Below are 26,471 nucleotides of genomic sequence, written 5' to 3' on the forward strand. Positions count from 1 at the left end.
TGAGCTGACCGCATGCTGTGGCGTATTTCGTATTTCCTGCTCTGGCAGATGGCGGGTGGTGGCCTGGGATGGTGGCAGGGCGGCCCCTGGGGCGCGGCCCTGGGCGCGGCCTTGGCGGGCTGGGCCTGGTTTGTATGGGACCTGCTGCGCGGTGCCCGCGTGCTGCGCTGGCTGCGCACGGGCGACCTGGCGGAAGTGCCTGCCATGCGCGGCATCTGGGGCGAGGCGGCGGACCGCGCTCGGCGCCTTCTGCGCAGGCAGCAGGCGCAGATCCGCGACAGCCAGGACCGGCTGCAGGAAATCCTGGCGGCGCTGCAGGCCACGCCCAACGGCGTGGTCTTGCTGGATGCGCAGGGCCGGATCGAGTGGTGCAACCAGATGGCGGCCAACCAGTTTGGTTTCGATGCCCAGCGCGACGTGATGCAATCGATCGGCAACCTGGTGCGCGACCCCGAGTTCACGGCCTACTTCGCCGCCCAGGACTTCACCCACGATGTGGTGCTGGAAGGGCGCTTCAGCACGCCCTCGCGGCCCGTGCGCATCTCGGTGCACCTGCACCCCTACGGGGACGGGCGCACCTTGCTGCTGTCGCGCGATGTCACTGCGCTGGAGCAGGCCGAGGCCATGCGGCGCGACTTTGTCGCCAACGTGTCCCATGAGATCCGCACGCCCCTGACGGTGCTGGCCGGTTTCGTCGAGACCCTGCAGACCCTGCCGCTGAATGCCGATGAGCGGGCGCGCTACCTGGGCATGATGGCGCAGCAGGCGCTGCGCATGCAAAGCGTGGTGCAGGACCTGCTGACCCTGTCGCGCCTGGAGGGCAGCCCGCCGCCCGGCATGGCGGAGTGGACGCCCGTGCAGGCGCTGATGCAGCGGTGCGAGGAAGAGGGCCGCGCATTGTCCGCCCTGCTCACGCAGAACCAGCCGCGCCAGCATGTGATGATTTTTCCGGCCGTGGACAGCCTGCGTGCCGAAGGCGATATCGCGGGCGTGCCCGCCGAGCTGCAGAGCGCGCTGTCCAACCTCATCAGCAACGCCGTGCGCTACACGCCCGCGGGCGGATCGATCACGGTGGCCTGGCAGCGCAAGGAGGACGGCCGTGCCGTCTTCTCGGTGCAGGACACGGGGCCGGGCATCGCGCCGGAACACCTGCCGCGCCTGACGGAGCGTTTTTACCGCGTGGACCGCAGCCGTTCCCGCGAGACCGGCGGCACGGGCCTGGGACTGGCCATCGTCAAGCATGTGCTGCAGCGGCACGGCGCCACGCTGGACATCTCCAGCACCCTGGGCAAGGGCTCGGTGTTCGCGGTCACCTTCCCGGCGAACCGGTTGCGTGTTTTCTCGCTGCCGGATTGACCGCACGCCAGAGCATCGCCAGGAACAGCGCGGCCGTCGCGACCAGCGCCGCTGCGCTCGCGGCCCAGAAAGGCGTAGGCGATGGCTCAGCGGCCCACGGCCCCAGGCCACGATAGGCCAGCAGGTAGCCGCCCCCCAGGCCGGCGCCCCACAGCAGCACGCAATACACCACCAGCGGCGCCACCGTGATGCGGTAGCAGCGCAGCACGAAGACGCACAGCGTCTGCAGCGCATCGGCCGCGTGGTAGGCGGCCACCCACACCATGACCCCTCCCGTCAGGGCCACCACGCCGGTGTTGCCGGAGTACACGCCCCCAATATGGTCTTTTGCTATTAATAATATAGCTGCCAGCGCAATACCGATAAGCGCTGAGAGCTTGAAACCTATGAAAACCACCTGGCGTGCCCGCGCAGGTTCGCCCGCCCCCAGCCAGTAGCTGACGCGGGCGCTGGTGGCGATCGCCAGCGACAGCGGCACCATGTAGAGCACGGCCGCCACATTGGCCGCAATCTGGTGGGCCGCCGACGCCGTGGTGCCCTGGCGCGCGATGAACAAGGCCATCAGCGTGAACGAGGTCACCTCGACCATGACCGCGAGCCCGGCCGGGATGCCCAGCCGGGCAAAGCCCGCGATGGTGGGCCAGTGAGGGGGTTCCATGCGGCGCCAGATGCGCAGGGGCCCATAGAGATCCTGGGTGCGCAGCAGCCAGACCGCCACCGCGAGCATGCTGCAGTTGACCACCAGCGTGGCCCAGGCGCATCCGACCACGCCCAGCGCGGGCAGCCCGCCGCCGCCGAAGGTGAACCAGACCGACAGGGGCAGCTTCACGAGCAGCGATCCCACCTGCAGCCAGGTCACCAGCTGGGGGCGTCCCAGGGCCTGGTTCAGGGTGCTGTAGATCCGAAAGAGCAGGGCGGGTGGCAGCGCCAGGGCCAGCACGGCCAGGTAGCTCTCCACCTCGGTGCGCAGGGCGGGGGGCACCTCGGTCCAGCGCAGCAGGGGCCCCGGCGACAGCAGGATGGCCATTCCCAGCAGCGATGCCGCGCCGCACAGGTACAGCGCCTGCCGCAGGGAGCGGCCCAGGGCGTCGGTCTGCCGGGCGCCGCGCTGCTCGGCCCATACCGGCAGCAGGGCCTGCAGAATCCCGATCAGCGCCACATACACGCTGATGAAGATGGCCGAACCCACCGACAGCGCGGCCAGCGAGGATTCCGCATGGCGCCCGGCAACGATGGTGTCCGTGACACCAAAGGCCATCACGGCCAGCTGCCCCGCCAGCACCGTCACCGCGTGGCGCGAGATGCCCGACAGTTCGGACATCAGCGCGCAGGCCCTGCGCGGCGAAACACCAGGAGGTGGTCGTTCTTGTCGGTGGGGCGGGGAATGGTGGCCCGGGCTTCCCAGCGCGCCGTGTTGACCATGCGCTCGGAAGGCGGCCAGGACGCGATGTCTGCCACCAGCCAGTCGCACTCGTCCTGCAGTCCCGCCCGCTGCAGCGAAAGGCCGCCGTGGTACTGCAGCGCCGCCACCTGGGCGCGGTTCAATCCCACGGTCTGCACGCAGCCCGGTGCCGGCCCGAGTGCCGCCATCACGCTGCGAACCTGGGGCCGGTAACTGCGGGCGTAGTCCAGAAGCGGCAGCCACAGCGTCATGAGCAGCAGCCAGCCCAGCGCCGCGCCGCCGGCGGGCAGCACCAGGCTTTTCCAGATCGGGGCCCGGTCGCGCGAAGCGCGCCACCAGACCAGGCTGCACCAGCCCACGGTGGCCGCCAGGGCCACGACCAGGGCCAGCGCGGAGAACTCCGGCACGAAGCCGGGGGCCAGCTTGGCCACATTGGCGGCGGGCTTGGCGGGAAACCCCGTCTGCATGGCGATCCAGATGACCCAGATCGCCAACGCCGATACCGTGAAGAACAGCAGCGTGAACCAGTCGATCAGGGCGCCCACGCTGCGGCGCAGCGTGGGCAGTGCGAAGGCCGCCAGCGCGGCCATGGCGGGCAGGCCCAGCAGCAAGGCCCGGTCGGCGGGCTGGGTGGTGGCGGTGGCGGCGACGGATACCGCCACAAACCACAGCGGAAGCAGCAGGTGCCGGTGCCCCTGGCGGCTGACGATCTGCTTGCGCCAGCGCCACAGGGTCCACAAGGCCAGGGGCCAGGCGGGCCATCCAAACCACAGCAGCAGCCGTGCCAGGCTCTGCCACTCCTTGCCCCCGGAGCCGGAGCCCACGATCCGCCAGCGCCACAGGTCCAGGCCCCAGGCCAGCAGCGCCGCCGCCAGCGTGACCGCCGCGAGGGCCAGCGCCCACCGCAGGCGGCGGTCGGAACCGCTGCCGGGCGCATACACCACCACCGCCATGCTGCCCAGCCCGAGCAGGGCCGCGAGCGCGGGAGCCCCGGCCAGCGTCAGGCCAGCCATGCCGGCGACAAGCGCCACGGCGGGCGCGACCGTGCGGTGCGGCATGGCAGCCACCGCGAAGAAGAGCAGCGCCGTGCAACTGAGCTGCGCCAGGTAGCTCGTCACCTCATGCGACAGCTGCGCCAGGCCCAGGCAGGCAATCAGGGCCAGCAGGCCGCCATCGGCGATGGCGCGGGCATAGTCGGGCGGGTTGGCTTCGCCGCCGAAGGCGAAGGCCACGGGCTGGGCCCCCGGGCTGCGCGCGAGGTAGTACACGGCATACCAGGTGGCGGTCAAGGTGATCGCCAGCAGGGCCGCGAAAGGAAGGCGCACGGCCATCTCGGCGGGCACCCACTGCGGCGCCAGCTGGATGGCCCACGCACCCAGCCAATACGGAAGCAGCCCCTCGGTTTCCGGAGGCATGCCCCCGAGCAAGGGGCTGAGCCAGGGAGTGCGCCCCTGTGCCAGCTCCAGCATGTACCCAAATGCCGTGACATCCGCGCTCTTCCAAGGATCGCGCCCGATGAAGCCCGGCACGACGTAGGCGATGCACAGCAGCATCAGCGCCCAGCGTGGAAGGGGGCTGACGGCGTTCTGGGTGACGATGGCGGGGGTCGGTGGATTCACGCGTCAGGGGGCGGCAAAAGCGGAGCCACCGAGAATAAAGGCAAAAGCATAGAAAAAGGCAGCGCGGTTGCCCGGGCTGCCTTTGTGGCGGAGCGCAGAAGGCGAATTACTTCGCTGCGGTCTTGCCGAAACGGTTGCGGAAGCGCTCGACGCGGCCACCCATGTTGTCCACGGACTTTTGCGTGCCGGTGTAGAAGGGGTGCGATTCAGAGGAGGTGTCCAGCTTGAACAGCGGGTATTCCTTGCCTTCGAAGGTTTCCATTTCCTTCGTGTTCACGCACGAACGGGTCACGAACTTGAAACCGTTGGACAGGTCCGAGAACAGGACTTCGCGGTAGTTGGGGTGAATGCCTTCTTTCATGATCAATCCTTGTCAAGTGCGGGAGCCGTGCTGAACCCGGTGCAACCTTTGCGCCGTGGAACATCCAGCGTACTTTCCGCAGAAAAAGCCCTCTATTATGGCACAGGGCGAATACGTGTCTTCTTCAACGTCGCTGCGCATCCGTCACAGCGATGGAAACCGGCGCGGCCCAAGCCCAGTGCCACCGTGGAACTGGCTCTGCCAGGCCACGGGTGGCGTCCCCCTCCGGGGGAAGGCGCCGAAGGCGACTCAGGGGGGGCTTACCCGCCTCGTCGCATCATGTCGAAGAAGTCCACGTTGGTCTTGGTGGCCTTCATGTTCTTGATCATGAGCTCCATGGACTCGATCTCGTCCATGTTGTACATGAACTGGCGCAGGATGCGGGTCTTTTGCAGGATCTCGGGCGCCAGCAGCAGCTCTTCGCGGCGGGTGCCGCTCTTGTTGAGCTCGATGGCCGGGAACACGCGCTTTTCGTACAGGCGGCGGTTCAGGTGGATCTCGCAGTTGCCGGTGCCCTTGAATTCTTCAAAGATCACTTCGTCCATGCGGCTGCCGGTGTCGACCAGCGCGGTGGCGATGATGGTGAGCGAGCCACCTTCCTCGACCTTGCGCGCCGCGCCGAAGAAGCGCTTGGGGCGCTGCAGCGCGGCGGCGTCCACACCACCGGACAACACCTTGCCGCTGGAAGGCACGACGTTGTTGTAGGCGCGGGCCAGGCGGGTGATGGAGTCGAGCAGGATCACCACGTCCTTCTTGAGCTCGACCAGGCGCTTGGCGCGCTCGATCACCATCTCGGCCACGTGCACGTGGCGCGCGGCGGGCTCGTCGAAGGTGGAGGCGATGATCTCGCCCTTCACCGTGCGCTGCATTTCGGTCACTTCCTCAGGGCGCTCGTCCACCAGCAGCACCATCAGGTGCACGTCGGGGTTGTTGGCCGTGATGGCGTGGGCGATGTGCTGCATCATCACCGTCTTGCCGCTCTTGGGCGGGGCGACGATCAGCGCGCGCTGGCCGCGGCCGATGGGCGCGATGATGTCGATGATGCGGCCGGTGATGTTCTCTTCGCTCTTGACGTCGCGCTCCAGGCGCATCTGCTCCTTGGGGAACAGGGGCGTCAGGTTTTCGAACATCACCTTGTGCTTGTTCTGCTCGGGCGGGCCGTCGTTGACCTTGTCCAGCTTGGTCAGGGCAAAGTAGCGCTCGCCGTCCTTCGGGGTGCGCACTTCGCCTTCGATCATGTCGCCGGTGTGCAGGTTGAAGCGGCGCACCTGGCTGGGGGAGATGTAGATGTCGTCCGTGCTCGCCGTGAAGCTCGTGTCCGGGCTGCGCAGGAAGCCGAAGCCGTCCGGCAGGATTTCCAGCACCCCGTCCGCGAACACCTGCTCTCCCGCCTTGGCGCGCTTCTTGATGATGGCAAACATCAGCTCCTGCTTGCGCATCCGGCCCGTGTTTTCGATTTCGAGTTCTTCGGCCTGCTTCAGGACTTCAGACACGTGCAGTGCCTTGAGTTCGTTTAAGTGCATGGAATGACTCCTTGGCGGAGCTGGTATGAATCTTGGGGGAGGAGGGCTGGTGCCGGATGGGCTGCTGTTTGCAGGTCCGGCTTGCCGGGGATCTCGGTCCGGCTGCCAATGCGTGCAGGCCGGTGATCTGGGGGAATTATGACAGGAAAAAAAGCAGGGGATTCACGCGGGCCGGATTCGGTGGGCGCCGGGCTGGCGGCCCGGGCCATGCACCTTCATCAAGAAAGCCCCGCATGCCGGGTGATCGCGTGCGGGGCCGGGGCTGGGCCGTCGGTCAGGCCAGTTGCTGGTCGATGAAGGCGGTCAGCTGTGCCTTGCTCATGGCGCCCACTTTCGTGGCGGCCAGCTGGCCATCCTTGAACAGCATCAGCGTGGGGATGCCGCGGATGCCGAACTTGGCGGGAATCTCGCGGTTCTCGTCCACGTTCATCTTGGCGATCTGCAGCTTGCCCTGGTAGGTGCCCGCGACTTCGTCCAGGATGGGGGCAATCATTTTGCAGGGGCCGCACCATTCGGCCCAGTAGTCCACCAGCACGGCGGTGCCGGGTTTCAGCACGTCGGCTTCAAAGCTGGCGTCAGAGACATGTTTGATGAGTTCGCTGGCCATGGCGGATTCCTTGTTTTTGAGCGGGTTGTGACCGGTGTACGTTTAAAGTCTGGGCATTGTGACAGAAACCAATCCCACGTTCACCGGTGTGGCCGGGCCCTGCGACGCTATGACTGTCATAGCGAAAAGCGATCAGTGCGCAGCCCTGGTGCCCCTGTGGCGGCGCGTGCTGGGACAGGTGGCCGGGCACCTGCGCCAGCAGGGCGCGCATCCCGCGCGCACGGTGGTGCTGGTCCCCTATGCCCAGCTCATGCCGTGGGCGCAGCGCTATTGGGCCCTGTTCCATGCGGACGGTTTTGCTCCCCGGTTTGAAACAACGCGCAACTGGGCACGGCAGCTGGCGGCGTTCGTGCCCATGGGCGACGACCTGGCCGGGGATGTGGCGCGCGACACCTTGACGGCGCGGGCGCTGCTGGACCGCGCGGGCCTTTCGGCCCAGCGCGACGTGCTGGCCGCGCCGCTGCAGGAGGCCGCGGCGCAGCTGGCGACCGTGGTGGCCGCGGTGCCGCCCGCGCAGCGGCCAGCATGGGCCGCGCATGCGCGCGGCCTGCTGCCCGAGGCCGATGGCGCCTCGGCGCTGCGCTTCGAGGCCGTCGTCGCGCGCATTGCGCTCGAATGGGTGCTTGCCTCGCGCCATGCCACCGATGTGCTGTTCGAGGCCGGCGTGCGGGAGTCCGTGGACGCGCTGGTGGTGCTGCACGGGTTCCAGGCAGAGCCCCTGGCGCAGGCCTTGCAGAACCACTGGGGCGACAAGGCCACGGCCCTGGCGCTGCCTCCCGGGCCTGGCGATCCAGGTCCCATGGGGCGGGTCGCGCTGCATGCCGCGCAGGATGCCGAGGACGAAGCCCAGCGGGCCGCCGCCTGCGTGCTGGCGCATGTGGCGGCGGGCCGCACACCGGTGGCGCTGGCGGCCAACGACCGGGCCCTTACGCGCCGCATTGGCGCGCACCTGGCAAGCTCGGGCGTGGCGGTGCGCGACGAAAACGGCTGGACGCTGTCCACCACCCGCGCCGCCGCGCAGCTGATGGCCGCACTCAAGGCCTGCGCATGGGATGCCCGTGCGGATGAAGTGCTCGACTGGCTCAAACACGCCCCCGCCGTGGCGGCGCCAGCGCTCGATGCGCTCGAGCGCGCGCTGCGCAAGGCCCCGGTGGCGAACTGGGCCGGTGCGGCGCCGCGCGACTGGTCCGGCAAGCCGGCCCTGGCGCAGTGCGTGGCGCTCGCGCAGGGCTGGCGTGAGGGCCTGCGCGCGCCCCGCCCGCTGGCGCAGTGGCTGCAGGCCCTGCGCCTGCTGCTGCAGGCCAGCGGCCAGTGGGCGCAACTGGAGGCGGATGACGCGGGCGCCCGCGTGCTGGCCGCGCTGCGCCTGCAGGCGGGGCAGGAGGCCGAGCTCGACGGCTGGGACAGCGCGGGGCGGCCCATGGCGCTCGCCGAATTCACGCGCTGGGCCAGCGAGGTGTGCGAGGCCGCGCGCTACGTGCCGGCCCTCGCGGGCGATGCGCCCGTGGTCGTCCTGCCCCTGCCGCAGCTGCTGGCACGGCCGTTTGCAGCGCTCGTGCTGCCCGGGTGCGACGAAAAACGCCTCCAGTCGTCACCGGAGCCCACGGGCGACTGGACCACGGCCCAGCGCGAGGCCTGGGGCCTGCCCACGCGCGGATCGCTCGAGGCCGCCCAGCGCGCGGCCTGGCACTACGCCCTGCAGACACCCGAGGTGGATGTGCTGTGGCGAACGGGCGACGAAGGTGGCGAGCCCCTGCTGGCCAGCGCGCTGGTGCTGGCGCTGCACCTGGATGGCGCCGCCCGCCCTGGCACCGATGGGCGCCGCGCGCGCACCGTGCCGACCACGCCCACCCCGCGCCCCGGGCCCGACGGGAGTGCCCTGCCTGTCCAGCGCCTGTCGTCCACGGCCTATTCCGACCTGCGGCATTGCCCCTACCGCTTCTTTGCGCTGCGCCAGCTGGGCCTGCAGGAGGCCGACGAGCTGGCCGCCGAGGTGGACAAGCGCGACTTCGGCAACTGGCTGCACGCGGTGCTGCAGCACTTCCATGAGGCGTTGCTGGCCGAGCCGACGGACGACGCGGGCGCGCGCGCGGCGCGCATGGACAGCGCCGCGCAGGCCGTCACGCTGGAGCAGGGCCTGGGGGAGGGCGACTTCCTGCCGTTCGCCGCGGGCTGGCCGCAGGTGCGCGATGGCTACCTGCGCTGGCTTGCGCAGCATGAACAGGCCGGGGGGCACTTCCGGCAGGCCGAGGTGCAGACCCGCCAGCCGCTGGGTGACCTGCAGCTGGTGGGCACCATCGACCGCATCGACGCCGTCTCCTCCACCGGCGAGCCCACGCCATTGGTCATCGACTACAAGACCGAGAACGACACCGTCACGCGCAAGCGCATCGGCGCGGGCGCGGAAGACACCCAGCTCGCGTTCTACGCCGCCTTGCTGAGCCACGACACGCTGCGCGCCGCCTATGTGAACGTGGGCGAGCGGGGCGAGACCCAGATGCACGAACAGGAAGAGGTGGTGCACCTGCGCGACCTGCTGGTGGAGGGCATCCAGCACGACTTTGAGCGCATTGCCGCGGGCGCGCCGATGCCCGCCCTGGGCGAGGGCGCCGTGTGCGACTACTGCGCCGCACGCGGACTGTGCAGAAAAGACTTCTGGACATGAAGAGGAACACCCCCCTGAGCCGCTTCGCGGCTTCCTGCCTCTCCCGGCTGCGCCGGGAGGGGGAACGATGCCAGCGCGGCGGGGCGGCCCTTGCGCGGCATCCCCCGCCTGGACGCGCGCCGGTTTTGCCGATCCCCGGCAGCCAGGGCGCGGTGGATCATGAGAATGACTGAACAAGCCGCCTACGAACACAACGGCCGTCCCGTCTCCCGCGAGGCCTTCTACGCCATCGCCTGCGACCCCGCGCGCAGCGTGGCGGTGGAGGCCTGCGCGGGCGCGGGCAAGACCTGGATGCTGGTGTCGCGCATGCTGCGTGCCTTGCTCGATGGCGCCGCGCCGCACGAGATCCTGGCCATCACCTTCACCAAGAAGGCGGCCGGTGAAATGCGCCAGCGCCTGCAGGAATGGCTCGAAGCCTTTGCCCAGGCTCCCCTGGAAGACCTCACCCGCGAGCTGGTTGCCAGAGGAATCAGCCCCGAGCGCGCTCAGGACAAGCGCGAGGCGTTACAAAATTTATACCGCCAGATGCTGGCCAGCGGCCGCCCCGTGCAGATCCGCACCTTCCACAGCTGGTTTGCCGCGCTGCTGGGCACGGCCCCGCTGGCGCTGCTGCAGGCGCAGGGCCTGCCGGCCAACTTCGAACTGCTCGAAGACGATGCCGAAGCCGTGCGCGAGGTGTGGGCCCCGTTCCTGCACACCGTGGCCACCAGCGCCGGCCTGCGGGCCGACTACGAGGCCGTGGTGGCCCGCCACGGCCGCTCGCAGACCCACAAGGCGCTGGCGGCGGCGCTGGCCAAGCGCGTGGAATTCGACCTGGCCGACGCGGCGGGCGTGCTCGATGCCTCGGTGCCTTCCTTTCAGGCGCACTGCCCGGAACTGGCGGGACTGGATGAGCCCGCCGGCGCGCTGCAGGGCGATGCCTGCCACCAGCGCTGGCTGGCGCGCGCCAGGGCGCTGGGGGCCGAGACCAACAAGACGCCCCAGAAGGCGGCGGACGCCATCGTGGACGCGCTGGCCTGCGGCGACCCGAACCTGCGCCTGGACCTGCTGCGCAAGGCGATGTTCGTGGCCAAGGAAGATAGGCTGTCCAAGAACCTCGAGAAGTTCGCAGCCGCCCAGGAGGCCGAGCCCGAACTGCAGCGCCTGCTGCTGGCGCGGCGCCAGCACGAGGCCTGGCAGCACCAGCAGCGCATGGCCCGCCTGGCACGCTGCCTGATCGGCGAATTTGCCGCCGTGAAGAACCGGCACGGCTGGGTGGACATGAACGACGTGGAGCGCACGGCGCTGGTCATGCTGTCCGATCCCATCCTCTCGGGGTGGGTGCAGGAGCGGCTCGATGCGCGCGTGCGCCACCTGCTGGTCGACGAGTTCCAGGACACCAACCCGCTGCAGTGGCAGGCGCTGCACGCCTGGCTGTCGGGCTATGCGGGTTCGGGCGGCGGCGCCAGCGGCCAGACGCCGCCCAGCGTGTTCATCGTGGGCGACCCCAAGCAGAGCATCTACCGTTTTCGCCGCGCCGAGCCACAGGTGTTCATCGCCGCGCAGGCCTTCGTGCGCCATGGGCTCGCGGGCGACCTGCTCAGCTGCGACCACACGCGCCGCAACGCCACGGGCGTGATCGCCGCCGTGAACCACGTCATGGGCACCGCCCAGGCGCAGCACGAGACCAGCGGCTTTCGCGACCACACCACCGAGTCCAGGGACCCCGGCGTGCTGCTGCGCCTGCCCGCCATCCTGCCGCTGGATGCCGGCAGCGGCGGCGCGGGCGCGGACCCTTTCGCCTGGCGCGACAGCTTGACCGAGCCCCGCCACGAGGCCGAGGAAACCCAGCGCATGCGCGAATGCACACAGGCCGCCGCGTGGGTGGCGGCGCAGATCGCGCAGGGCACGCCGCCCCACGAAGTGCTGGTGCTGGCCCGCAAGCGCGACCGGCTCGCCGCCCTGCAGGAGGCCCTGCGCGCCCTGCACCTGCCCTGCGTGCAGCCCGAGAAGGCCGACCTGTTCGACGCGCCCGAGGTGCAGGACATCGTGGCGCTGCTCGATGCGCTGGTGTCCACCGGGCACGACCTTTCCCTGGCACGGGCACTCCGCTCGCCCCTGTTTGGCTGCGGCGACGAGGCCCTGGTGACCCTGGCGCTGCTGCGCCGCCAGCCGGAACACGCTGCCTGCAGCTGGTTTGATTTGCTACAGAAAAGTGAGCTGCTACCGCTTGAAATGAAAGCGCTGGGGCCCGTTTTGGCTCAATACAGGGCCTGGGTGGATGGCCTGCCCCCGCACGACGCGCTGCACGCCATCTACCAGCACGCCGATGTGCTGGCGCGCTTCGCGGCGGCCGCCCCCGCCGCGCAACGCACCGCGGTGCAGGCCAATCTGCGCGCCTTGCTGTCGGCCGCGCTGCAGCACGACGGCGGCCGCTACCTCACGCCCTACGCCTTTGTGCGTGCCATGAAAAAGGGCGGCGTGCGCGCGCCGGGCCGGGTGGATGCGCAGGCGGTGCGCCTGCTCACCGTGCACGGCGCCAAGGGGCTGGAGGCGCGCTGCGTGCTGCTGCTGGACACCGACACCCGCCCCCAGAAGGCCGAGACCATGGGCGTGCTGGTGGACTGGCCCGGCGAGCAGACCGTGCCCAGGGCCTTCGTCTTCCTGGCCAGCGAATCGAACCCGCCGCCCAGCGCCGTGGAAGTGCTGGCCGCCGAGCAGCAGGCCCGCCAGCGCGAAGAGCTGAACATGCTCTACGTGGCGATGACGCGGGCCAAGCACTGCCTGGCGCTGTCCAGCGTGCAGCCGGCCGCATCCGCGCCGGGCAGCTGGTGGAATCGCCTGGCGCCGCTGGCGGCCGAGATCGCCGTGCAGGAGGGCCCTGGCGCGCCCGGGGGCGAAGCCCTGGCCGGGCCGGGCCGCCATGATCACTTCATGCTGGCGGAGCTGCCGCCGCTGCCGGAGCACCTGCGCGCGGCGCCCGCCGCGGGGCCGGTGGATGCCGACCGGGCCGCCGACCCCGGCGATGCCACGGCTGCCTCCACGCCGCAGTCCCGGCTGGGCGAGGCCATGCACCAGCTGCTGGAGCAGGCGGGCGTGGCGGGGGCCCCGCTGGTGGAGCTGCGCGCCCAGGGCTGGCCGCCCGCGCGGGTGGCACGGCTCGCGCGGGATTTCGACATCACCATCGCGGCCGCGCGGCACGCCGCGCTGACCGCGCAGCGCATCCTGGCGGGCGAAGGCGCCTGGGCCTGGGAGGCGTCGGCCGTGGACACCGCCATCAACGAGGCGCCCTTGCGCTACCAGGGCCTGAGCCTGCGGCTGGACCGCCTGGTGCATTGCCACCAGCCGCCCGAACGCGCCGGGTGGTGGGTGCTGGACTACAAGAGCGCGGCCGAGCCCGAGCGCCAGCCCGCGCTGCTGGCCCAGCTGCGGCGCTACCGCAGCGCCGTGCAGGGGCAGACGCCCGGCGAGCGCGTGCGCGCGGCCTTCCTCACGGGCGACGGGCGCCTCGTGCCCGTGCCCGACGCCGTGCCTGCCGGGCCCGATGCAGTGCAGGGCGCAGAGGCCGCGCTGCGGCATACTCTCGCCCCCGCCGCGCAGGAACCCGGGGCCGTGCCGCCGCCACTGCCCCTGCCGCGGGGACCCGGCCCCGACGATTCGCCCCAGGGTTCCCTGTTCTGACGCTTTTTTTCCCGATTGCCGGCCTCCCATCCAAAGGTTTTCCCCATGAATGTTTCCCTTCCTCCCGCCCCCGACGACGTGGCCGGCCTGCACTGCGACGTCGCCATCGTGGGCGGAGGCCCCGCCGGGCTCATGGCCGCCGAAGTGCTGGCGCAGGCGGGCGTGGCGGTGCATCTGTTCGACGCCATGCCCTCGGTGGGGCGCAAGTTCCTGCTGGCGGGCAAGGGGGGGCTGAACCTCACGCATTCCGAACCCCATGCGCCGTTCGCCGCCCGGTTTGCGGAGCGCCAGCCGCAGGTCGAGCCCTGGCTCACCGCGTGGGGCGGGCCCGAGATCCGCGCCTGGGCGCAGGGGCTGGGGGTGGAGACCTTCGTGGGCACCTCGGGCCGGGTCTTTCCGGCCGACATGAAGGCCGCCCCGCTGCTGCGCGCCTGGCTGCAGCGCCTGCGGGGGCAGGGCGTGGTGTTCCACATGCGCCGCCGCTGGCTGGGCTGGGCGGACGATGGCGCGCTGCGCTTCGCCGCGCCGTCGGGCGAGGAGCGGGTGCAGGCGCGCGCCGTGGTGCTGGCGCTCGGGGGCGGCAGCTGGGCGCGCCTCGGCTCGGACGGCGCCTGGGTGCCCCTGCTGGCCGGGCGTGGGCTTGCCGTGGCGCCGCTGCGCCCCGCCAACTGCGGTTTCGACGTGCTTCGTGGCGATGTGCCTGCGGGCGAGACGCGCCGCGCGTTCCTGCAGGAGCTCATCGGCCGCACATCTGCTCCCGCCACGGGCTGGACGCCCCACTTCGCCGGGCGGTTCGCGGGCCAGCCGTTCAAGACGGTGGCATTGGCGTTCACCGACAGCCAGGGCCGCGCCTTCAGCCGCCGGGGCGAGTTCGTGGCCACGGCCACGGGCGTGGAGGGCAGCCTGGTCTATGCCGCATCGCACCTGCTGCGCGACGAGATCGAGGCCCACGGCCATGCCACTTTTCACCTGGATCTGCTGCCCGACCACACGCCCGAACGCGTGCTGGTGGAGGTGCGCCATCCACGCGGGTCGCGCTCGCTGTCCAGCCATCTCAAGAGCCGCCTGGGGCTGGACGGCATCAAGGCCGGCATCCTGTACGAGCACCTGGGCAAGGACGGGATGAACGACCCCGTGGCGCTGGCCCACGCGATCAAGGCGCTGCCCGTCACGGTGGTCGCCGCGCGGCCGCTGGACGAGGCCATCAGCACCGCGGGCGGCGTGGCTTTTGACGCGCTCGATGCCCGCCTCATGGCCGCCGCCGCGCCCGGCGTGTTCTGCGCGGGGGAGATGCTCGACTGGGAAGCCCCCACCGGCGGCTACCTGCTCACGGCTTGTCTGGCGAGTGGTCGCGTGGCCGGGCACGGCGCGCTGGACTGGATTCGCCAACGCGGGGTGTAGCTTTCGGCGGCTCCTTCATCCAGATGGAAGTTCCCTTCGGCGTTCAAAACTGACACGCCGCCACCGTGGATCCGGCTGCGCCGGTCCACCGGAGGACTCCCCCCGGGGGGCAGACGCCGCAGGCGGCTCAGGGGGCTCAGGGGGGCTCAAAACTTGGCGCGGTAATACAGCATCGGGCCGCCCTTGCGCGCCCGCAGCACCAGGCGCGATCCGCCCTGCAGCTGCACGCCGATGGCGCCAAACTCGGGCACCAGCCCCCGGGTGCGGGAGGAGGCCCATTGCACCTCCACCCGGGTTCCATACATCGGCGGCTGCGACTGCCAGATCATGCCCATCGCGTCCTGGGGCTGGCCTGCCGGGAGAGGACGTGTCCAGGCGGAAATGTCCAGATGGCGCCCGCTGTCCAGGCGGGACCGCCAGCGAACCCCGAGGTCCAGGCTGGCGGGGGGCAGGGCGCCGCCCGCCAGGGGGGCGCCAGCGGCCGAGGGTGCCGGCGCGCTCATGCCCAGCGACAGCCCGAATCGGCCCCCGCTATCGGACGTTTCGGGCGTGAGCCAGCGCGTCACGCCGATGTGCTGCGTGCTGTTGAAGCTGCTGCCCGGCTGGGCCGCCCCCAAGGTGGCCCATGGCGGGGACGTCTCGCCCATGCTGGGCAGCTCGACGCTGTGGACCTCATACGCGGCGGAAAGGCGGGCCGTTTCCTGCTCCAGGCTGGCCCGCGCCTCGTCGGCGAACTGGGAGTCGGCTCCCCAGGCCGCGCCCGCGACGGCCAGGCACAGCCAGCCTACCACCGGGCGCGCCGGCAGCATGCGGGCCAGGGCTTGCGGCCGGCGCGCACGCGCCGGCAAGGCGCGCCGGTAACGGAAGGAAAAAATCACTTGCGCAGTCAGGGGGGTTGACATGGCGGCACCCGATGAAAAGAAAGGATGAAGCGATGCAACAAAGTGTGCGCCTGCCGCCCGGGGCGGCGCAATCCCGAAAGCCGCAAAACAGCGTGGGAAAGGACTGACATGCGCTCGCGCCGCGTGCCTGTGCGCGCTGGAGGCAGCCAGCGCATGCCACGAAGGCGAACGGGGTGGGGGAGGGATGCGCGCCAACACCGCGCCAGGAATGCCGCTCGCGGGCACGCCGCGCAGGCAAGAAAAGAGAAGTTGACGAGCCTTACCCCCGGCACTGATTCCACAGTTAGGGCTGCTTGGTTCCCCACCTGACCCGGTTGGCCGCTTCACCATGCGGGGAGGCCCGTCAGGGTGGGATTCTACCTCCTGAACAGGACGCCATTTTTTTACTCCTCTCGAATGGCCTGCAATTGCAAAGGGCGACGACGCCAGCGCGGCGTTGCCCACGCCAGGGGCGGCCCCTGGGCGGCGTCCCTGGCGTGGGCGCGCGAGCCGGTGCCGGGCGGCGCAGGGCTTTCGCGGATGGCGGGCCGCGGCACCCAGACCCGGTACGCCATGGGCCCTAGAATCACCCCCCATGTCCTATCTCGTGCTCGCCCGCAAGTACCGCCCCCGCAATTTCACCGAAATGGTGGGGCAGGAGCACGTGGTGCAGGCCTTGACCAACGCGCTCACCCAGCAGCGGCTGCACCATGCCTACCTGTTCACCGGGACGCGGGGCGTGGGCAAGACGACGGTGTCGCGCATCCTGGCCAAGTCCCTCAACTGCCAGGGGCCCGATGGGCAGGGCGGCATCACCGCCACGCCGTGTGGCGTGTGCGCGGCCTGCACCGATATCGACAGTGGCCGGTTTCCGGACTACACCGAGCTCGACGCGGCCTCCAACCGGGGCGTGGACGAGGTGCAGAGCCTGCTGGAACAGGCCGTCTACAAGCCGGTGCAGGGCCGCTTCAAGGTCTTCATGATCGACGAAGTGCACATGCTCACGAACACGGCGTTCAACGCCATGCTCAAGACGCTGGAAGAGCCGCCCGAGTACCTCAAGTTCGTGCTCGCCACGACCGACCCGCAGAAGGTGCCGGTCACCGTCCTTTCGCGCTGCCTGCAGTTCAACCTGCGCCCCATGGCGCCGGAGACCGTGCTGTCGCACCTCACGCAGGTGCTGGCGTCGGAGAACGTGCCGGCCGAGCCCCCGGCGCTGCGCCTGCTCTCGCGCGCGGCGCGTGGCTCCATGCGCGATGCGCTGTCGCTCACCGACCAGGCCATCGCCTTTGGCAGCGGCCAGCTGCAGGAGGCCGCCGTGCGCCAGATGCTGGGCGCGGTGGACCGCTCCTACGTGTTTCGCCTCATCGACGCGCTGGCCCGGGGCGATGGCAAGACGGTGGTGGAAACCTCGGACACGCTGCGCCTCAATGGCCTGTCTGCCGCTTCCACGCTGGAAGAGATGAGCGCCGTGCTGCAGCGCATGGCCGTGTTCCAGGCCGTGCCGCAGATGGCGGCTGCCGTGGATGCCGACGACCCCGAGGCGGTGGAAACGGCCCGGCTTGCCGGCCTGATGCCCGCCGACGAAACCCAGCTGCTTTACAGCCTGTGCCTGCACGGGCGCGGCGAACTGGGCCTGGCGCCCGATGAGTATGCGGCGCTGACCATGGTGCTGCTGCGCTTGCTGGCGTTCAAGCCTTCGGGCGAAACGGCTGAAAAAAAAACTCTGACGCGGCCTGAAGCGGCGTCTTCTGGCCCGCCACCGGCGGTTTCCGCGGTGCCCGCGGCGGCGGATGCCGCCATGCCGGCACCCGTGGTTGCCCCGGCCCTGGCCGCCGCGCCACCTCCCCAGGTGCCGGCGGCTTCGCCGGAGCCCGCCGTGGCCCCGGCGTTGGCGCAAGACGCCCCTTCACCAGAATCCGCCGATGCCTCCGAGCCACCTCCCTGGCCGGGCTCGGACGAGCCGGGCGCCGCGGCGCCTGCCCCCTCGGCCGCCACCGCGCTGCCGGTGCGCACGTCCGATCGGTTTGAGCGAAATCGGCCCCCAGCGCAGTCCCCGCAAGCGCAAGGTGCTCCTGAATTCGTAGCGATTCCGGTGCGCGAGACGCCCGAACCCGGGGAGCGGCTGCAACCGCTGCCGCTTTCGGCCCCCGCGCCTGTTTCCGCGCGCTACACGCCCACCGAGGAGGGCGATGTCTGGCATGCCACCGTGCAGCAGATGGTGGCTGCGGAATCGATCACCGCTCTGGTGCGTGAGCTGGCCCTGCAGTCGCAGCTGGTGGCGCGCGACGGTGGCCACTGGCTGCTGCGCGTGGAGCGCGAGTCGCTCAATCAGCCCACCGCCCGCGAGCGCCTGCGCGCCGCGCTGGAGGCCGCGGGGCACGCCACCCAGATCAGTGTGGAGGTGGGCAATGTCATCGACAGCCCGGCCCGCCGCAATGCGGCCGCCGCTGCCGAGCGCCAGCGCCGCGCCGAAGAGATCGTGAACAACGACCCCTATGTGCAATCGCTGATGCGCGACTACGGCGCGAGAATCGTGCCGGGCAGCATCAAGCCTGCGTGAGATGAAGCTCCCCCTGAGTCGCCTTCGGCGCCTTCCCCCTCTCTCGCTTCGCGGGAGGCGGACGCACTCGGTGGCCTGGCACGGCCAGCTCCACGAGTGCACTGGATTGGGGTGTGCCAGTTTCGACGGCCGCTGACATTGCACAGCACAATACCGTGCATCTCGGATACCGAATCTCTGTCCCTTCGTGGGAATCGATCAACCAGAAAGAAGCAAAGGAAACACACCATGTTCAACAAAGGACAACTCGCCGGTCTCATGAAGCAAGCCCAGGCGATGCAGGACAACCTCAAGAAGGCGCAGGACGAGCTGGCCTTCATCGAGGTGGAAGGTGAATCGGGTGCCGGCCTGGTGAAGGTGCTGATGACCTGCAAGCACGACGTCAAGCGCATCACCATCGACCCGAGCCTGCTGGCCGAAGACAAGGACATGCTGGAAGACCTCGTGGCTGCGGCGTTCAATGCGGCGGTGCGCAAGGCGGAGGAGACTTCGGCGGAGAAGATGGGCAAGCTGACGCAAGGCATGCCAGGCCTCCCCGGCGGCATGAAATTCCCCTTCTGAGGCTGGCTGCCGAGCGGGCCATCTGCGTCGTTGGGCGGTGCTCGCAATCCTCACGTACAGGAAGTACGCTGCGGTTCCTGCGCTCCGGCCGCCTGGCAGCTGATCCCGCTCGCTACGCCCTTGAGGGCGGAGTTTTTGAAAACCAATACCTGCATGTCTGCTTCCGATTCCCTTGATGTCTTGATCCAGGCGCTGCGCCGGTTGCCGGGGGTGGGGGTGAAGTCTGCGCAGCGCATGGCGTTCCATCTGCTGCAGCATGACCGGGAGGGGGCGCTGGCGCTGGCGCGGGCGCTGGGCGAGGCGGTGGGCACCGTGCACCATTGCGCGCGCTGCCATACGTTCACCGAGGCCGAGGTGTGCGGCACCTGCCTGGACCCTGCGCGCGACGCCACGCGGCTGTGCGTGGTGGAGACGCCGGCCGACCAGGCGGCGCTGGAGCGCACGGGGGCATTCAAGGGGCTGTACTTCGTGCTCATGGGGCGCCTGAGCCCGCTCGACGGCATCGGCCCCAAGGAGATCGGCCTGCAGAAACTCATGGGCCGCGCCACCGATGGCACGGTGCAGGAGGTCATCCTGGCGACCAATTTCAATGCCGAAGGCGAGGCCACGGCCCATGTGATCAGCGAGGCGCTCAAGAGCCGGGGGCTGCACGTGACGCGGCTGGCGCGCGGCGTGCCCGTGGGCAGCGAACTGGAATATGTGGACCTGGGCACGATTGCGCATGCGCTGGTGGACCGCCGCTAGGCCCTGCGTGGAAAAAGGGCGCCACGGCGGCTAGAATACTCACAATTTAATAGCTGCCAGCGCTTATCTATAAAGCGCTGGGGCCCGAAAAGGCTTGAAAATGAATACCACCATGCATGTTGCACGGTTCACAGTGGCCTACTGGTGCGTGCTGATCGCGGCACTGCTTCCCATCGCCTGTGCCTGGCTGGCCAAGAGCGGCAGCTTCGGCAAGCCGCGCAAGGACGGGGGTTTCGACAACCGGGACCCCCGCGCCTGGATGGCCCGTCAGACCGACTGGCGGGCCCGCGCCAATGCGGCGCAGGCCAACAGCTTCGAGGCACTGCCGTTCTTCATCGGCGCCGTGATCATTGCGCACCTGCTGGGGGCGGGGCAGACATTGCTGGACATCCTGGCATTTTTGTATGTCATGTTGCGCATCTTCTACATCATGATGTACGTTTCCGACATGCCCACCGTGCGCAGCGCGATCTGGGCCGGGGCGTTTCTGGTCAACATCGCCATCCTGTTCGTCGGCTACCGCTGACCCGCGCCGCGCCTGGCTTGCAAAGGGCCAGGACGGCCGGTTCGCCCGGGGCCGCCGCCCCTGTTTTTCGACCCTGGTAAGTAGAAACCCGCTGGGAATCCCCCTGATGCGGGCTGGCCCGCTCTGCGGCACGATTGTTGCAATGCAGCATCGATACTTTTCCGGATTGCCATGACCCGCCCCTTGCTCACCCGCCGCGCCTTTGGTGCCGTGTCCGCCCTGTCGGCGGCCGCGGTGTTCGCGCCGGCCGCCGTGCGGGCACAGGCTGAAGGCGCGGCACTGGGCAATGTCACGATCGCCGTGGGCGGGCAGGGCGTGCTCTACCACCTGCCGCTGGCGCTCGCTGTCCAGCTGGGCTATTTCCGCGCCGAGGGGCTGGACGTGACGGTGCGCGATTTCTCGGCCGGCGCGCTGGCGCTGCAGGCGGTGCAGGAGGGCGCGGCCGATGTCTGTGCCGGCGCCTTCGAGCACACCATCCGCCAGCAGGTGCGGGGCCAGGCGTTCCGGTCGCTGGTGGTGCAGGGGCGCGCGCCCCAGCTGGCACTGGGGGTCTCGCTGCGGTCGCTGCCGGCCTACAAGGATCTCGGCGACCTGCAGGGGCGGCGCATCGGGGTGTCGTCCGCGGGGTCGTCCACGCACCTGGCGGCCAGCCTGGTGCTGGCGCGCGCGGGCCTGGGCCCGCGCGATGTGGCCTTTGTCGGCGTGGGCTCCGGCACGGCCGCGATGAATGCGCTGCGCTCCGGCCAGGTGCATGCGCTGTGCCATGCCGACCCGATCATGACGCTGCTGGAGCAGAAGGCGGACACCCGCATCACGGCCGACATGCGCTCGCTCAAGGCCGCGCAGGAGATGTTCGGCGGCGCGATGCCCGCCAGCTGCCTCTACGCGCCGCAGGCCTTCCTGCAAAAGAACGCCGCCCAGGCCCAGGCGCTGGCCAACGGCATCGTGCACGCCCTCAAGTGGCTGCAGACCGCGGCCCCTGCCGACCTTGTCAAGGCCGTGCCCGCGGGCTACCTGATGGGCGACCGGGGGCTGTACCTGGCCGCCTTCAGCCGCGTGCGGGAAACCTACTCGCCCAACGGGGTGATGCCCGACGACGGCGCGGCCACGGCGCTGCGCGTGCTGGCGCGCGTGCACCCCGAGCTGGGGGATTTCAAGGTGGAGCTGGCGCGCACCTACACCAACGACTTCGTGCGCAAGGCGCGCCAGAAATTCAGCGTCTGAACGTGCGGCGGCGCCTCTCGGAGGCGCTTTGCGGCGGCCGTTGCCGTGGGGCGGGGCGCTGGAGACATGAAGTGAGGCCGCCCATTCCGTGTGGCGCCTGCGGCATCCGGGTCGGGAAGATGGCTTACATTCGTCGGCGCTCGGTTGGCCGTAGCCTCGGCATACCACTCACCCCTCCACCAAGGATCGCTCCATGACGTTCACCCTCAGCATCGGCCCGCTTGTCTCCCTGATCGCGGGCATCCTCATCCTGGTCATGCCCCGCCTGCTCAGCACCATCGTGGCGCTGTACCTCATCATCATGGGCATCCTGGGGCTGCTGGGCATGCACACGCTGAAGTTCTGAGGCGGGCGCCTCTGTCCGCGCTGCCCTTTCAGGGGCTTTTCAGCGGCGCTTGACCTTGGAGGGCGTGCCGCCCCGGCGCGACGGCGCGGCCGCCGGCCGCTTGGCGGCGGTGCCCGCCCGCGCCACCGTGCCCCGTGCCTGGCTGGCCTGCCGCACCGGCAGATACACCACGACCTGCTGGCCTGCCTTGAAGGCGGCCGTCGCGCGCACATCGTTCCAGTCCGCGACACTGGCCGCCGCGAGCTTGTAGCGGCGGGCGATGCTCGCCACGGTTTCGCCCTTGCCCGCCCGCACGGTGGTGCGGCGGGTGACGATCTCCGGAGAGAAAGCGACCTGCCCGTTGTCCGCCAGGTGGGACGACACGTCCTGGCGGATGGCCGACGAGCGCGGAACCATGAGGGCCGAGCCCGCCTTGATCAGCATGCGGGGCGGTATGTTGTTGACGCTGCGCAGGTCGTTCTCGCTCATGCCCGCGCGCTGCGCCGCTTCGGCCACCGTCATGGTGGAGGGCACGGACCACACGGTCCAGCTCGCGTACTGCCCTTCGCGGCGGGCTTCGAGGTTGCGCTGGAACACCTTGGCGTTGTCCCAGGGCAGCAGGATCTGCGGCGTGCCGGCCGCCAGGATCACCGGCTTGTTGAAGGAGGGGTTCAGCGCCCGGAAGTCCTCCTCGCGCACGCCCGCCAGCGTGGCAACCAGGGCCACGTCGATGTCGTGCGTGATGTCCACCGTCTGGAAGTAGGGGTGGTTCTCGATGAGCGGCAACTCGGTGCGGAAGGCCTCGGGGTGGGCAACGATGTTCTTGACGGCCTGCAGCTTGGGCACGTACATGCGGGTTTCGGCCGGCATGTTGAGGTCGGTGTACGTGGTGCCCAGCCCCTGCTTCTGGTTGCGGGCGATGGCCCGGCCCACGCTGCCTTCGCCCCAGTTGTAGGCGGCCAGGGCCAGGTGCCAGTCGCCAAACATGCCATGGAGCTTTTGCAGGTAGTCGAGCGCGGCGCGCGTGGAGGCGAGCACATCGCGGCGGTCATCGCGGAACGCGTTCTGCTTGAGATCGAAGTAGTTGCCCGTGGCGGGCATGAACTGCCACATGCCAGCCGCCTTGGCGCTGGAGACGGCCTGGGGGTTGAACGCGCTCTCGATGTAGGGCAGCAGGGCCAGCTCGGTGGGCATGCCGCGCCGCTCCAGCTCCTCGACGATGTGGAACAGGTACTTGCTCGAACGCTCGGTCATGCGCTGCATGTAGTCGGGGCGCGTGGCGTACCACTGCTCGCGGTCCTGCACCAGTTCGTGCTGCAGGTCGGGCATCGCGAAGCCCCGGCGGATGCGGTCCCACAGGTCGGCGGGGGTGGAGAGCGATGCGACCTCGCCGCTGGCCGCCTGCGCCGCCGTGATGGGGCGCAGCGGTCCGTTGGGAATGACGGGGGTGTGGGAGGCGGTGCGGGGCGCAGCGCCGGTGGAGGATGAAGGGGCGGTGCCGGCTGCGCTGTCCTGCGATGGCGCGGTGGTGGCGCAGCCCGTGAGCCAGAGCGCGCAGGCCAGGCAGGCGATGTGCAAAATTTTCATCGAAACTCGTTTTTCCATTGGCGCAGCGCGGCCAGTACCGCCACTGCATCGTCTTGATTCACCTGCGCGTCGTAGCCTCGGGCGGCCTGGGCCACCGCGGGCTGGCGCACACGCAGGAAGGGGTTGATGTCTCGCTCCAGGGCCATGTGCGAAGGCAGCGTGGGCTGGTGGCGTGCCCGCAGCGCCTCGCACTGGCTGCTGTAGTGGAGCAGCGCATCGTTGCCGGGTTCCACGGCCCGTGCGAATTTCAGGTTGGACAGGGTGTACTCGTGCGTGCAGCACACGCGGGTGTTGCCGGGCAAGGCCGCCAGCTGGTCCAGGGAGTCCAGCATCTGGGCCGGCGTGCCCTCGAACAGCCGGCCGCAGCCGCCGGAAAAAAGCGTGTCGCCGCAGAACAGCAGGGGCTCACCGTTGATGCGGGGGCAGTAGTAGGCGATGTGGCCGGCGGTGTGGCCCGGAACGTCGATGACCTCGAAGCGCAGCCCCAGCGCGTCCACCGTATCGCCCTGCGCGAGGCGGTGCAGGGGCCCGGGGATCTGCTCCCGCGCGGGGCCATACACCGTGGCGCCGGTGGCGTCGCGCACGGCATCGACGCCACCGACATGATCGGCGTGGTGGTGCGTGACTAGAATGGCCTGCAACTGCAGGTCCAGTTGCTGCAGTGCCTGCAGCACGGGCGCGGAATCCCCCGGGTCGACGACGAGCGCCTGGCGGCCGTTGTGCAGCATCCAGATGTAGTTGTCGGTAAAGGCGGGCAGCGGCAGCAAGTTCATGAGCGATCAAATTATAGGTTTGCACCACTGGTTCGATTCCCCGCCGGGCCGGTACCTGCTGGCGTGGGAGCAGGCGCGCTTCGACGAGGCGGTGGCGGATATTTTTGGATACCACAGCCTGCAGCTTGGCATGCCCCTGCTTGACGGCCTGCGCGCCAACCGCATGCCGCACCAGTGGCTGGCCCTGGGCCAGGAGGGCGTCCAGGGCTCCCTGGGCTTTCTGGAGGCGGGCAGTGGCGTGGACGCACCCCTGCAGTGCCGCATGGTCAACCTGCTCGCCGAGCCCGTGGCCCTGCCGTTCGCGCAGGCCAGCCTGGACCTGCTGGTCCTGCCCCATACGCTGGAGCTGAGTGTCGACCCCCACGCCGCCCTGCGCGAGGTGGAGCGGGTGCTGGTGCCCGAGGGCCGCGTGGTCATCAGCGGGCTGAACCCCACGAGCCTGTGGGGGCTGCGCCAGTGGCGCGCACGCATGTACCAGCGCATGGGCAATGGCACGCTGTACCTGCCCGACGTGGGCGAGTTCATTGGCTACCGGCGGTTGCGCGACTGGCTCAGGCTTTTGAGTTTCGAGGTCGAATCCGCCCGTTTTGGCTGTTATCGTCCAGCGGTGCGCACCACCCGGTGGCTGGAGCGCTTTGGCTTCATGGATGGGCTGGGTGAGAAATGGTGGCCCATTTTTGGCGCCGCCTATTTCATCGTGGCGGTCAAGCGGGTGCATGGCATGCGCTTGCTGGAGCCCGCCTGGCGCACCAGCCGCCAGCGGTCCGCCGCCACGGTGCCCATCGCCAACCGCGCACACGCGGCGGGTACGCCCGCGCGCACCTCCCGGGCCATCACGGCCGCCGAAAGAGACAGGAACACAGTTTGAACCAGGTAGAGATATACACAGATGGCGCCTGCAAGGGCAACCCGGGTCCGGGGGGATGGGGCGCCGTGCTCCGTTCCGGCCCGACGGAGAAGGAGATTTTTGGCGGCGAGCTGGGCACCACCAACAACCGCATGGAGCTGTTGGCCGTGATCGAGGCGCTCTCCGCCTTGAAGCGGCCCTGCGCCGTGACGCTGTACCTGGACAGCGAATATGTGCGCAAGGGCATCACCGAATGGATTCATGGCTGGAAGGCCCGGGGCTGGCGCACCGCCTCCAAGCAGCCCGTCAAGAACGTCGAGCTGTGGCAGCGCCTGGATGCGCTGGTGAGCACAGGCGGGCATCGCATCGAGTGGCGATGGGTGAAGGGGCATTCTGGCGATCCGGGCAACGAGCGCGCGGACGCGCTGGCCAACCGCGGCGTGGACAAGGCCCTGGGCCGCGCGTGACGGCGCTCTTCGCCAGTCAAGGCTCCTTCGGGAGCCTTTTTTGTGCGCGCCTTGTGTAAAGCCTGCGTAAAACTGCCGCAATTGACCTTGGGGTCAAGCCGCGAGTTGCTGCAGGTCAAGACACGCACTGATACATTCTTTGGTTGCGCTTTCCCACTTCACCCGGTTTCATTGATCCATGGCGTCCAAGCACAGATACATCGTTTTCGCCGTCATCGGCATCGCTGCAGCCTCCGGTGCCGCATGGTGGCTGCAGAAGAAATCCGTGCAGGCCCCGCGCACCGAGGCGGCCCTGGCCGGCGGTGGCAATGGCGCACCCGCCCGGGGCGGCGCCCCGGGTGGGGCCGGCCGGCCGGTGGCGGTCGAGGCGGTGGCCGTCCGGCAGATGGCCATGCGCGATGACGCCGAGGCCGTGGGCAGCCTGCGTTCGCGCCAGAGCGTGGTGCTGCGCCCCGAGGTGAGCGGGCGCATCACCCAGCTCAATTTCCGGGACGGCGAGCGCGTGCGGCGCGGGCAGGTGCTGGTGCAGTTCGACGACCAGTTGCCGCGTGCCCAGGTCCAGCAGGGCCAGGCCGAACTGTCGATTGCCCGGGCCAACCACAAGCGCAACCAGGAGCTCGTGGCCCAGGGCTTCATCAGCCAGCGGTCCGTGGACGAAAGCGCCGCGAACCTGGAGGTGGCCCAGGCCAAGCTCTCCCTGGCGCAGGCCACGGCCTCGCGCCTGAAGATCGTGGCGCCGTTCGACGGCATTGCGGGCATCCGGGGCGTGAACGTGGGCGACTACCTCAAGGATGGCGCCGACATCGTCAACGTGGAAGACCTGGATGCCGTGTACGTGGACTTCCGCCTGCCCGAGCGCCTGCAAGGCAAGATCCGCACGGGCCAGACCGCCCAGGTGGCGTTCGACGCGCTGCCGGGCGTGCGCTATGCCGCCGTGGTGCAGGCCATCAACCCCCAGATCGATGCCGACGGCCGGGCCGTGGCGGTGCGCGGATGCATCGACAACCGCCGCCTGCAGCTGCGCCCTGGCATGTTTGCCCGGGTGACGGCGGTGTTTTCGGAGCGCGCCGACGCCCGGGTCATCCCGGAAGAGGCTGTCGTGCCGGACGGCACCAGCCCCTACGTGCTCAGGATCGTCGAGGGCAAGGAGCCCGGCAGCCGGGTCACGCGGCGCACGCCGGTCAAGCTGGGCGTGCGCACGCCGGGGTTTGTGGAAGTGGTGGACGGCCTTGCCACGGGTGACCTGGTGGTGACCGCAGGGCAGCAGCGCATCCAGAAGGACGGCACCGTGGTGCGCGTGGTGGAACTGGGCAAGCCGGCCACCGGCGCGGCGCAGCCCGCTTCGGCGGCGCCCGCGGCGCTGGCCGATGCCCCGGCAC

Annotated in this window: 21 protein-coding genes and 1 other RNA gene; 13 read left to right on the top strand and 9 right to left on the bottom strand. The window is 69.7% G+C overall.

Going from position 1 to position 26,471, the window contains the following annotated elements; all coding sequences use genetic code 11:
* Positions 1–12 precede the first annotated feature (12 nt).
* Entirely contained in the window at positions 13–1,356 is a 1,344-nt protein-coding gene (phoR, locus tag AC07PV_RS22005; protein WP_492245447.1) for a phosphate regulon sensor histidine kinase PhoR, read from the top strand.
* Here the strand turns inward: phoR and AC07PV_RS22010 are convergent.
* The 5 genes from AC07PV_RS22010 to trxA form a co-directional block, all read right to left on the bottom strand.
* Entirely contained in the window at positions 1,310–2,677 is a 1,368-nt protein-coding gene (locus AC07PV_RS22010; RefSeq protein WP_218297657.1) for an MATE family efflux transporter, read from the bottom strand. The two genes, phoR and AC07PV_RS22010, sit on opposite strands and share 47 nt — an antisense overlap.
* Positions 2,677–4,377 carry a hypothetical protein gene (locus AC07PV_RS22015; protein WP_494631322.1) on the bottom strand — a complete coding sequence of 567 codons (1,701 nt, stop codon included), beginning with the start codon at positions 4,375–4,377 and terminating at the stop codon, positions 2,677–2,679. Before AC07PV_RS22015 ends, AC07PV_RS22010 begins: the two co-directional genes overlap by 1 nt.
* 106 nt (positions 4,378–4,483) lie before the next feature.
* Positions 4,484–4,738, bottom strand: a complete 255-nt coding sequence (locus tag AC07PV_RS22020; RefSeq protein WP_008906759.1) for a type B 50S ribosomal protein L31 — start codon at positions 4,736–4,738, stop codon at positions 4,484–4,486.
* A gap of 260 nt (positions 4,739–4,998) precedes the next feature.
* A complete protein-coding gene (gene rho, locus AC07PV_RS22025) occupies positions 4,999–6,261 on the bottom strand; it encodes a transcription termination factor Rho (protein ID WP_056067265.1) in 1,263 nt (420 codons plus the stop codon).
* Between the two features lie 274 nt (positions 6,262–6,535).
* A complete protein-coding gene (gene trxA / locus AC07PV_RS22030) occupies positions 6,536–6,868 on the bottom strand; it encodes a thioredoxin TrxA (RefSeq protein ID WP_218297655.1) in 333 nt (110 codons plus the stop codon).
* 109 nt (positions 6,869–6,977) lie between these two features.
* Between trxA and AC07PV_RS22035 the strand changes: the two genes are divergently transcribed.
* The 3 genes from AC07PV_RS22035 to AC07PV_RS22045 all read left to right on the top strand — a co-directional run bounded on the left by AC07PV_RS22035 (position 6,978) and on the right by AC07PV_RS22045 (position 14,594).
* On the top strand, positions 6,978–9,533 hold the full coding sequence (locus AC07PV_RS22035; protein ID WP_494631324.1) for a PD-(D/E)XK nuclease family protein: 2,556 nt from the start codon (positions 6,978–6,980) through the stop codon (positions 9,531–9,533).
* 165 nt (positions 9,534–9,698) lie between these two features.
* Positions 9,699–13,193, top strand: a complete 3,495-nt coding sequence (locus tag AC07PV_RS22040) for a UvrD-helicase domain-containing protein (protein ID WP_494631326.1) — start codon at positions 9,699–9,701, stop codon at positions 13,191–13,193.
* Between the two features lie 45 nt (positions 13,194–13,238).
* Complete coding sequence (locus AC07PV_RS22045) at positions 13,239–14,594, top strand: TIGR03862 family flavoprotein (protein WP_494631327.1); 1,356 nt, start codon at positions 13,239–13,241, stop codon at positions 14,592–14,594.
* Between the two features lie 146 nt (positions 14,595–14,740).
* Here the strand turns inward: AC07PV_RS22045 and AC07PV_RS22050 are convergent, their stop codons facing one another.
* Together AC07PV_RS22050 and ffs are read right to left on the bottom strand one after the other, a co-directional pair.
* Complete coding sequence (locus tag AC07PV_RS22050) at positions 14,741–15,496, bottom strand: hypothetical protein (RefSeq protein WP_494631329.1); 756 nt, start codon at positions 15,494–15,496, stop codon at positions 14,741–14,743.
* Positions 15,497–15,744: 248 nt separating this feature from the next.
* Positions 15,745–15,841: signal recognition particle sRNA small type (gene ffs, locus AC07PV_RS22055), an RNA gene on the bottom strand.
* Between the two features lie 229 nt (positions 15,842–16,070).
* Between ffs and dnaX the strand changes: the two genes are divergently transcribed.
* The 6 genes from dnaX to AC07PV_RS22085 all read left to right on the top strand — a co-directional run bounded on the left by dnaX (position 16,071) and on the right by AC07PV_RS22085 (position 21,439).
* On the top strand, positions 16,071–18,038 hold the full coding sequence (dnaX, locus tag AC07PV_RS22060) for a DNA polymerase III subunit gamma/tau (protein ID WP_218297651.1): 1,968 nt from the start codon (positions 16,071–16,073) through the stop codon (positions 18,036–18,038).
* Positions 18,039–18,266: 228 nt separating this feature from the next.
* A complete protein-coding gene (locus tag AC07PV_RS22065; protein WP_010457931.1) occupies positions 18,267–18,599 on the top strand; it encodes a YbaB/EbfC family nucleoid-associated protein in 333 nt (110 codons plus the stop codon).
* 153 nt (positions 18,600–18,752) lie between these two features.
* Positions 18,753–19,343 carry a recombination mediator RecR gene (gene recR / locus AC07PV_RS22070; protein ID WP_218297650.1) on the top strand — a complete coding sequence of 197 codons (591 nt, stop codon included), beginning with the start codon at positions 18,753–18,755 and terminating at the stop codon, positions 19,341–19,343.
* Between the two features lie 100 nt (positions 19,344–19,443).
* Positions 19,444–19,869, top strand: a complete 426-nt coding sequence (locus AC07PV_RS22075; RefSeq protein ID WP_218297649.1) for an MAPEG family protein — start codon at positions 19,444–19,446, stop codon at positions 19,867–19,869.
* 171 nt (positions 19,870–20,040) lie between these two features.
* Positions 20,041–21,093, top strand: a complete 1,053-nt coding sequence (locus tag AC07PV_RS22080; protein ID WP_218297648.1) for an ABC transporter substrate-binding protein — start codon at positions 20,041–20,043, stop codon at positions 21,091–21,093.
* Positions 21,094–21,286: 193 nt separating this feature from the next.
* Complete coding sequence (locus AC07PV_RS22085; protein WP_218297647.1) at positions 21,287–21,439, top strand: DUF3096 domain-containing protein; 153 nt, start codon at positions 21,287–21,289, stop codon at positions 21,437–21,439.
* A 39-nt stretch (positions 21,440–21,478) separates the two neighbouring features.
* On the opposite strand, the gene AC07PV_RS22090 is transcribed toward AC07PV_RS22085, so the two are convergent.
* Both AC07PV_RS22090 and gloB read right to left on the bottom strand, forming a co-directional pair.
* On the bottom strand, positions 21,479–23,005 hold the full coding sequence (locus AC07PV_RS22090; RefSeq protein ID WP_218297646.1) for a transglycosylase SLT domain-containing protein: 1,527 nt from the start codon (positions 23,003–23,005) through the stop codon (positions 21,479–21,481).
* Entirely contained in the window at positions 23,002–23,778 is a 777-nt protein-coding gene (gene gloB / locus AC07PV_RS22095; protein ID WP_494631332.1) for a hydroxyacylglutathione hydrolase, read from the bottom strand. Before gloB ends, AC07PV_RS22090 begins: the two co-directional genes overlap by 4 nt.
* On the opposite strand from gloB, the gene AC07PV_RS22100 reads away from it, so the two are divergent.
* The 3 genes from AC07PV_RS22100 to AC07PV_RS22110 form a co-directional block, all read left to right on the top strand.
* Complete coding sequence (locus tag AC07PV_RS22100; protein ID WP_218297644.1) at positions 23,777–24,646, top strand: class I SAM-dependent methyltransferase; 870 nt, start codon at positions 23,777–23,779, stop codon at positions 24,644–24,646. The genes gloB and AC07PV_RS22100 overlap by 2 nt on opposite strands.
* Positions 24,643–25,092 carry a ribonuclease HI gene (gene rnhA, locus AC07PV_RS22105; protein ID WP_218297643.1) on the top strand — a complete coding sequence of 150 codons (450 nt, stop codon included), beginning with the start codon at positions 24,643–24,645 and terminating at the stop codon, positions 25,090–25,092. Before AC07PV_RS22100 ends, rnhA begins: the two co-directional genes overlap by 4 nt.
* Before the next feature lie 178 nt (positions 25,093–25,270).
* Positions 25,271–26,471: efflux RND transporter periplasmic adaptor subunit (locus AC07PV_RS22110; protein WP_494616564.1), on the top strand; the 1,201-nt coding region annotated here is incomplete at its 3' end.

Source organism: Acidovorax sp. GW821-FHT09A11, from assembly GCF_059418365.1.

What these genes read in the sequence shown, in the direction of transcription:
- phoR (WP_492245447.1), top strand. Translation starts at nt 13, where the DNA reads ATGCTGTGGCGTATTTCGTATTTCCTGCTCTGGCAGATGGCGGGTGGT.
- AC07PV_RS22010 (WP_218297657.1), bottom strand. Translation starts at nt 2,677, where the DNA reads ATGTCCGAACTGTCGGGCATCTCGCGCCACGCGGTGACGGTGCTGGCG.
- AC07PV_RS22020 (WP_008906759.1), bottom strand. Translation starts at nt 4,738, where the DNA reads ATGAAAGAAGGCATTCACCCCAACTACCGCGAAGTCCTGTTCTCGGAC.
- rho (WP_056067265.1), bottom strand. Translation starts at nt 6,261, where the DNA reads ATGCACTTAAACGAACTCAAGGCACTGCACGTGTCTGAAGTCCTGAAG.
- trxA (WP_218297655.1), bottom strand. Translation starts at nt 6,868, where the DNA reads ATGGCCAGCGAACTCATCAAACATGTCTCTGACGCCAGCTTTGAAGCC.
- AC07PV_RS22035 (WP_494631324.1), top strand. Translation starts at nt 6,978, where the DNA reads ATGACTGTCATAGCGAAAAGCGATCAGTGCGCAGCCCTGGTGCCCCTG.
- AC07PV_RS22040 (WP_494631326.1), top strand. Translation starts at nt 9,699, where the DNA reads ATGACTGAACAAGCCGCCTACGAACACAACGGCCGTCCCGTCTCCCGC.
- AC07PV_RS22045 (WP_494631327.1), top strand. Translation starts at nt 13,239, where the DNA reads ATGAATGTTTCCCTTCCTCCCGCCCCCGACGACGTGGCCGGCCTGCAC.
- AC07PV_RS22050 (WP_494631329.1), bottom strand. Translation starts at nt 15,496, where the DNA reads ATGTCAACCCCCCTGACTGCGCAAGTGATTTTTTCCTTCCGTTACCGG.
- dnaX (WP_218297651.1), top strand. Translation starts at nt 16,071, where the DNA reads ATGTCCTATCTCGTGCTCGCCCGCAAGTACCGCCCCCGCAATTTCACC.
- AC07PV_RS22065 (WP_010457931.1), top strand. Translation starts at nt 18,267, where the DNA reads ATGTTCAACAAAGGACAACTCGCCGGTCTCATGAAGCAAGCCCAGGCG.
- recR (WP_218297650.1), top strand. Translation starts at nt 18,753, where the DNA reads ATGTCTGCTTCCGATTCCCTTGATGTCTTGATCCAGGCGCTGCGCCGG.
- AC07PV_RS22075 (WP_218297649.1), top strand. Translation starts at nt 19,444, where the DNA reads ATGAATACCACCATGCATGTTGCACGGTTCACAGTGGCCTACTGGTGC.
- AC07PV_RS22080 (WP_218297648.1), top strand. Translation starts at nt 20,041, where the DNA reads ATGACCCGCCCCTTGCTCACCCGCCGCGCCTTTGGTGCCGTGTCCGCC.
- AC07PV_RS22085 (WP_218297647.1), top strand. Translation starts at nt 21,287, where the DNA reads ATGACGTTCACCCTCAGCATCGGCCCGCTTGTCTCCCTGATCGCGGGC.
- AC07PV_RS22090 (WP_218297646.1), bottom strand. Translation starts at nt 23,005, where the DNA reads ATGAAAATTTTGCACATCGCCTGCCTGGCCTGCGCGCTCTGGCTCACG.
- AC07PV_RS22100 (WP_218297644.1), top strand. Translation starts at nt 23,777, where the DNA reads ATGAGCGATCAAATTATAGGTTTGCACCACTGGTTCGATTCCCCGCCG.
- gloB (WP_494631332.1), bottom strand. Translation starts at nt 23,778, where the DNA reads ATGAACTTGCTGCCGCTGCCCGCCTTTACCGACAACTACATCTGGATG.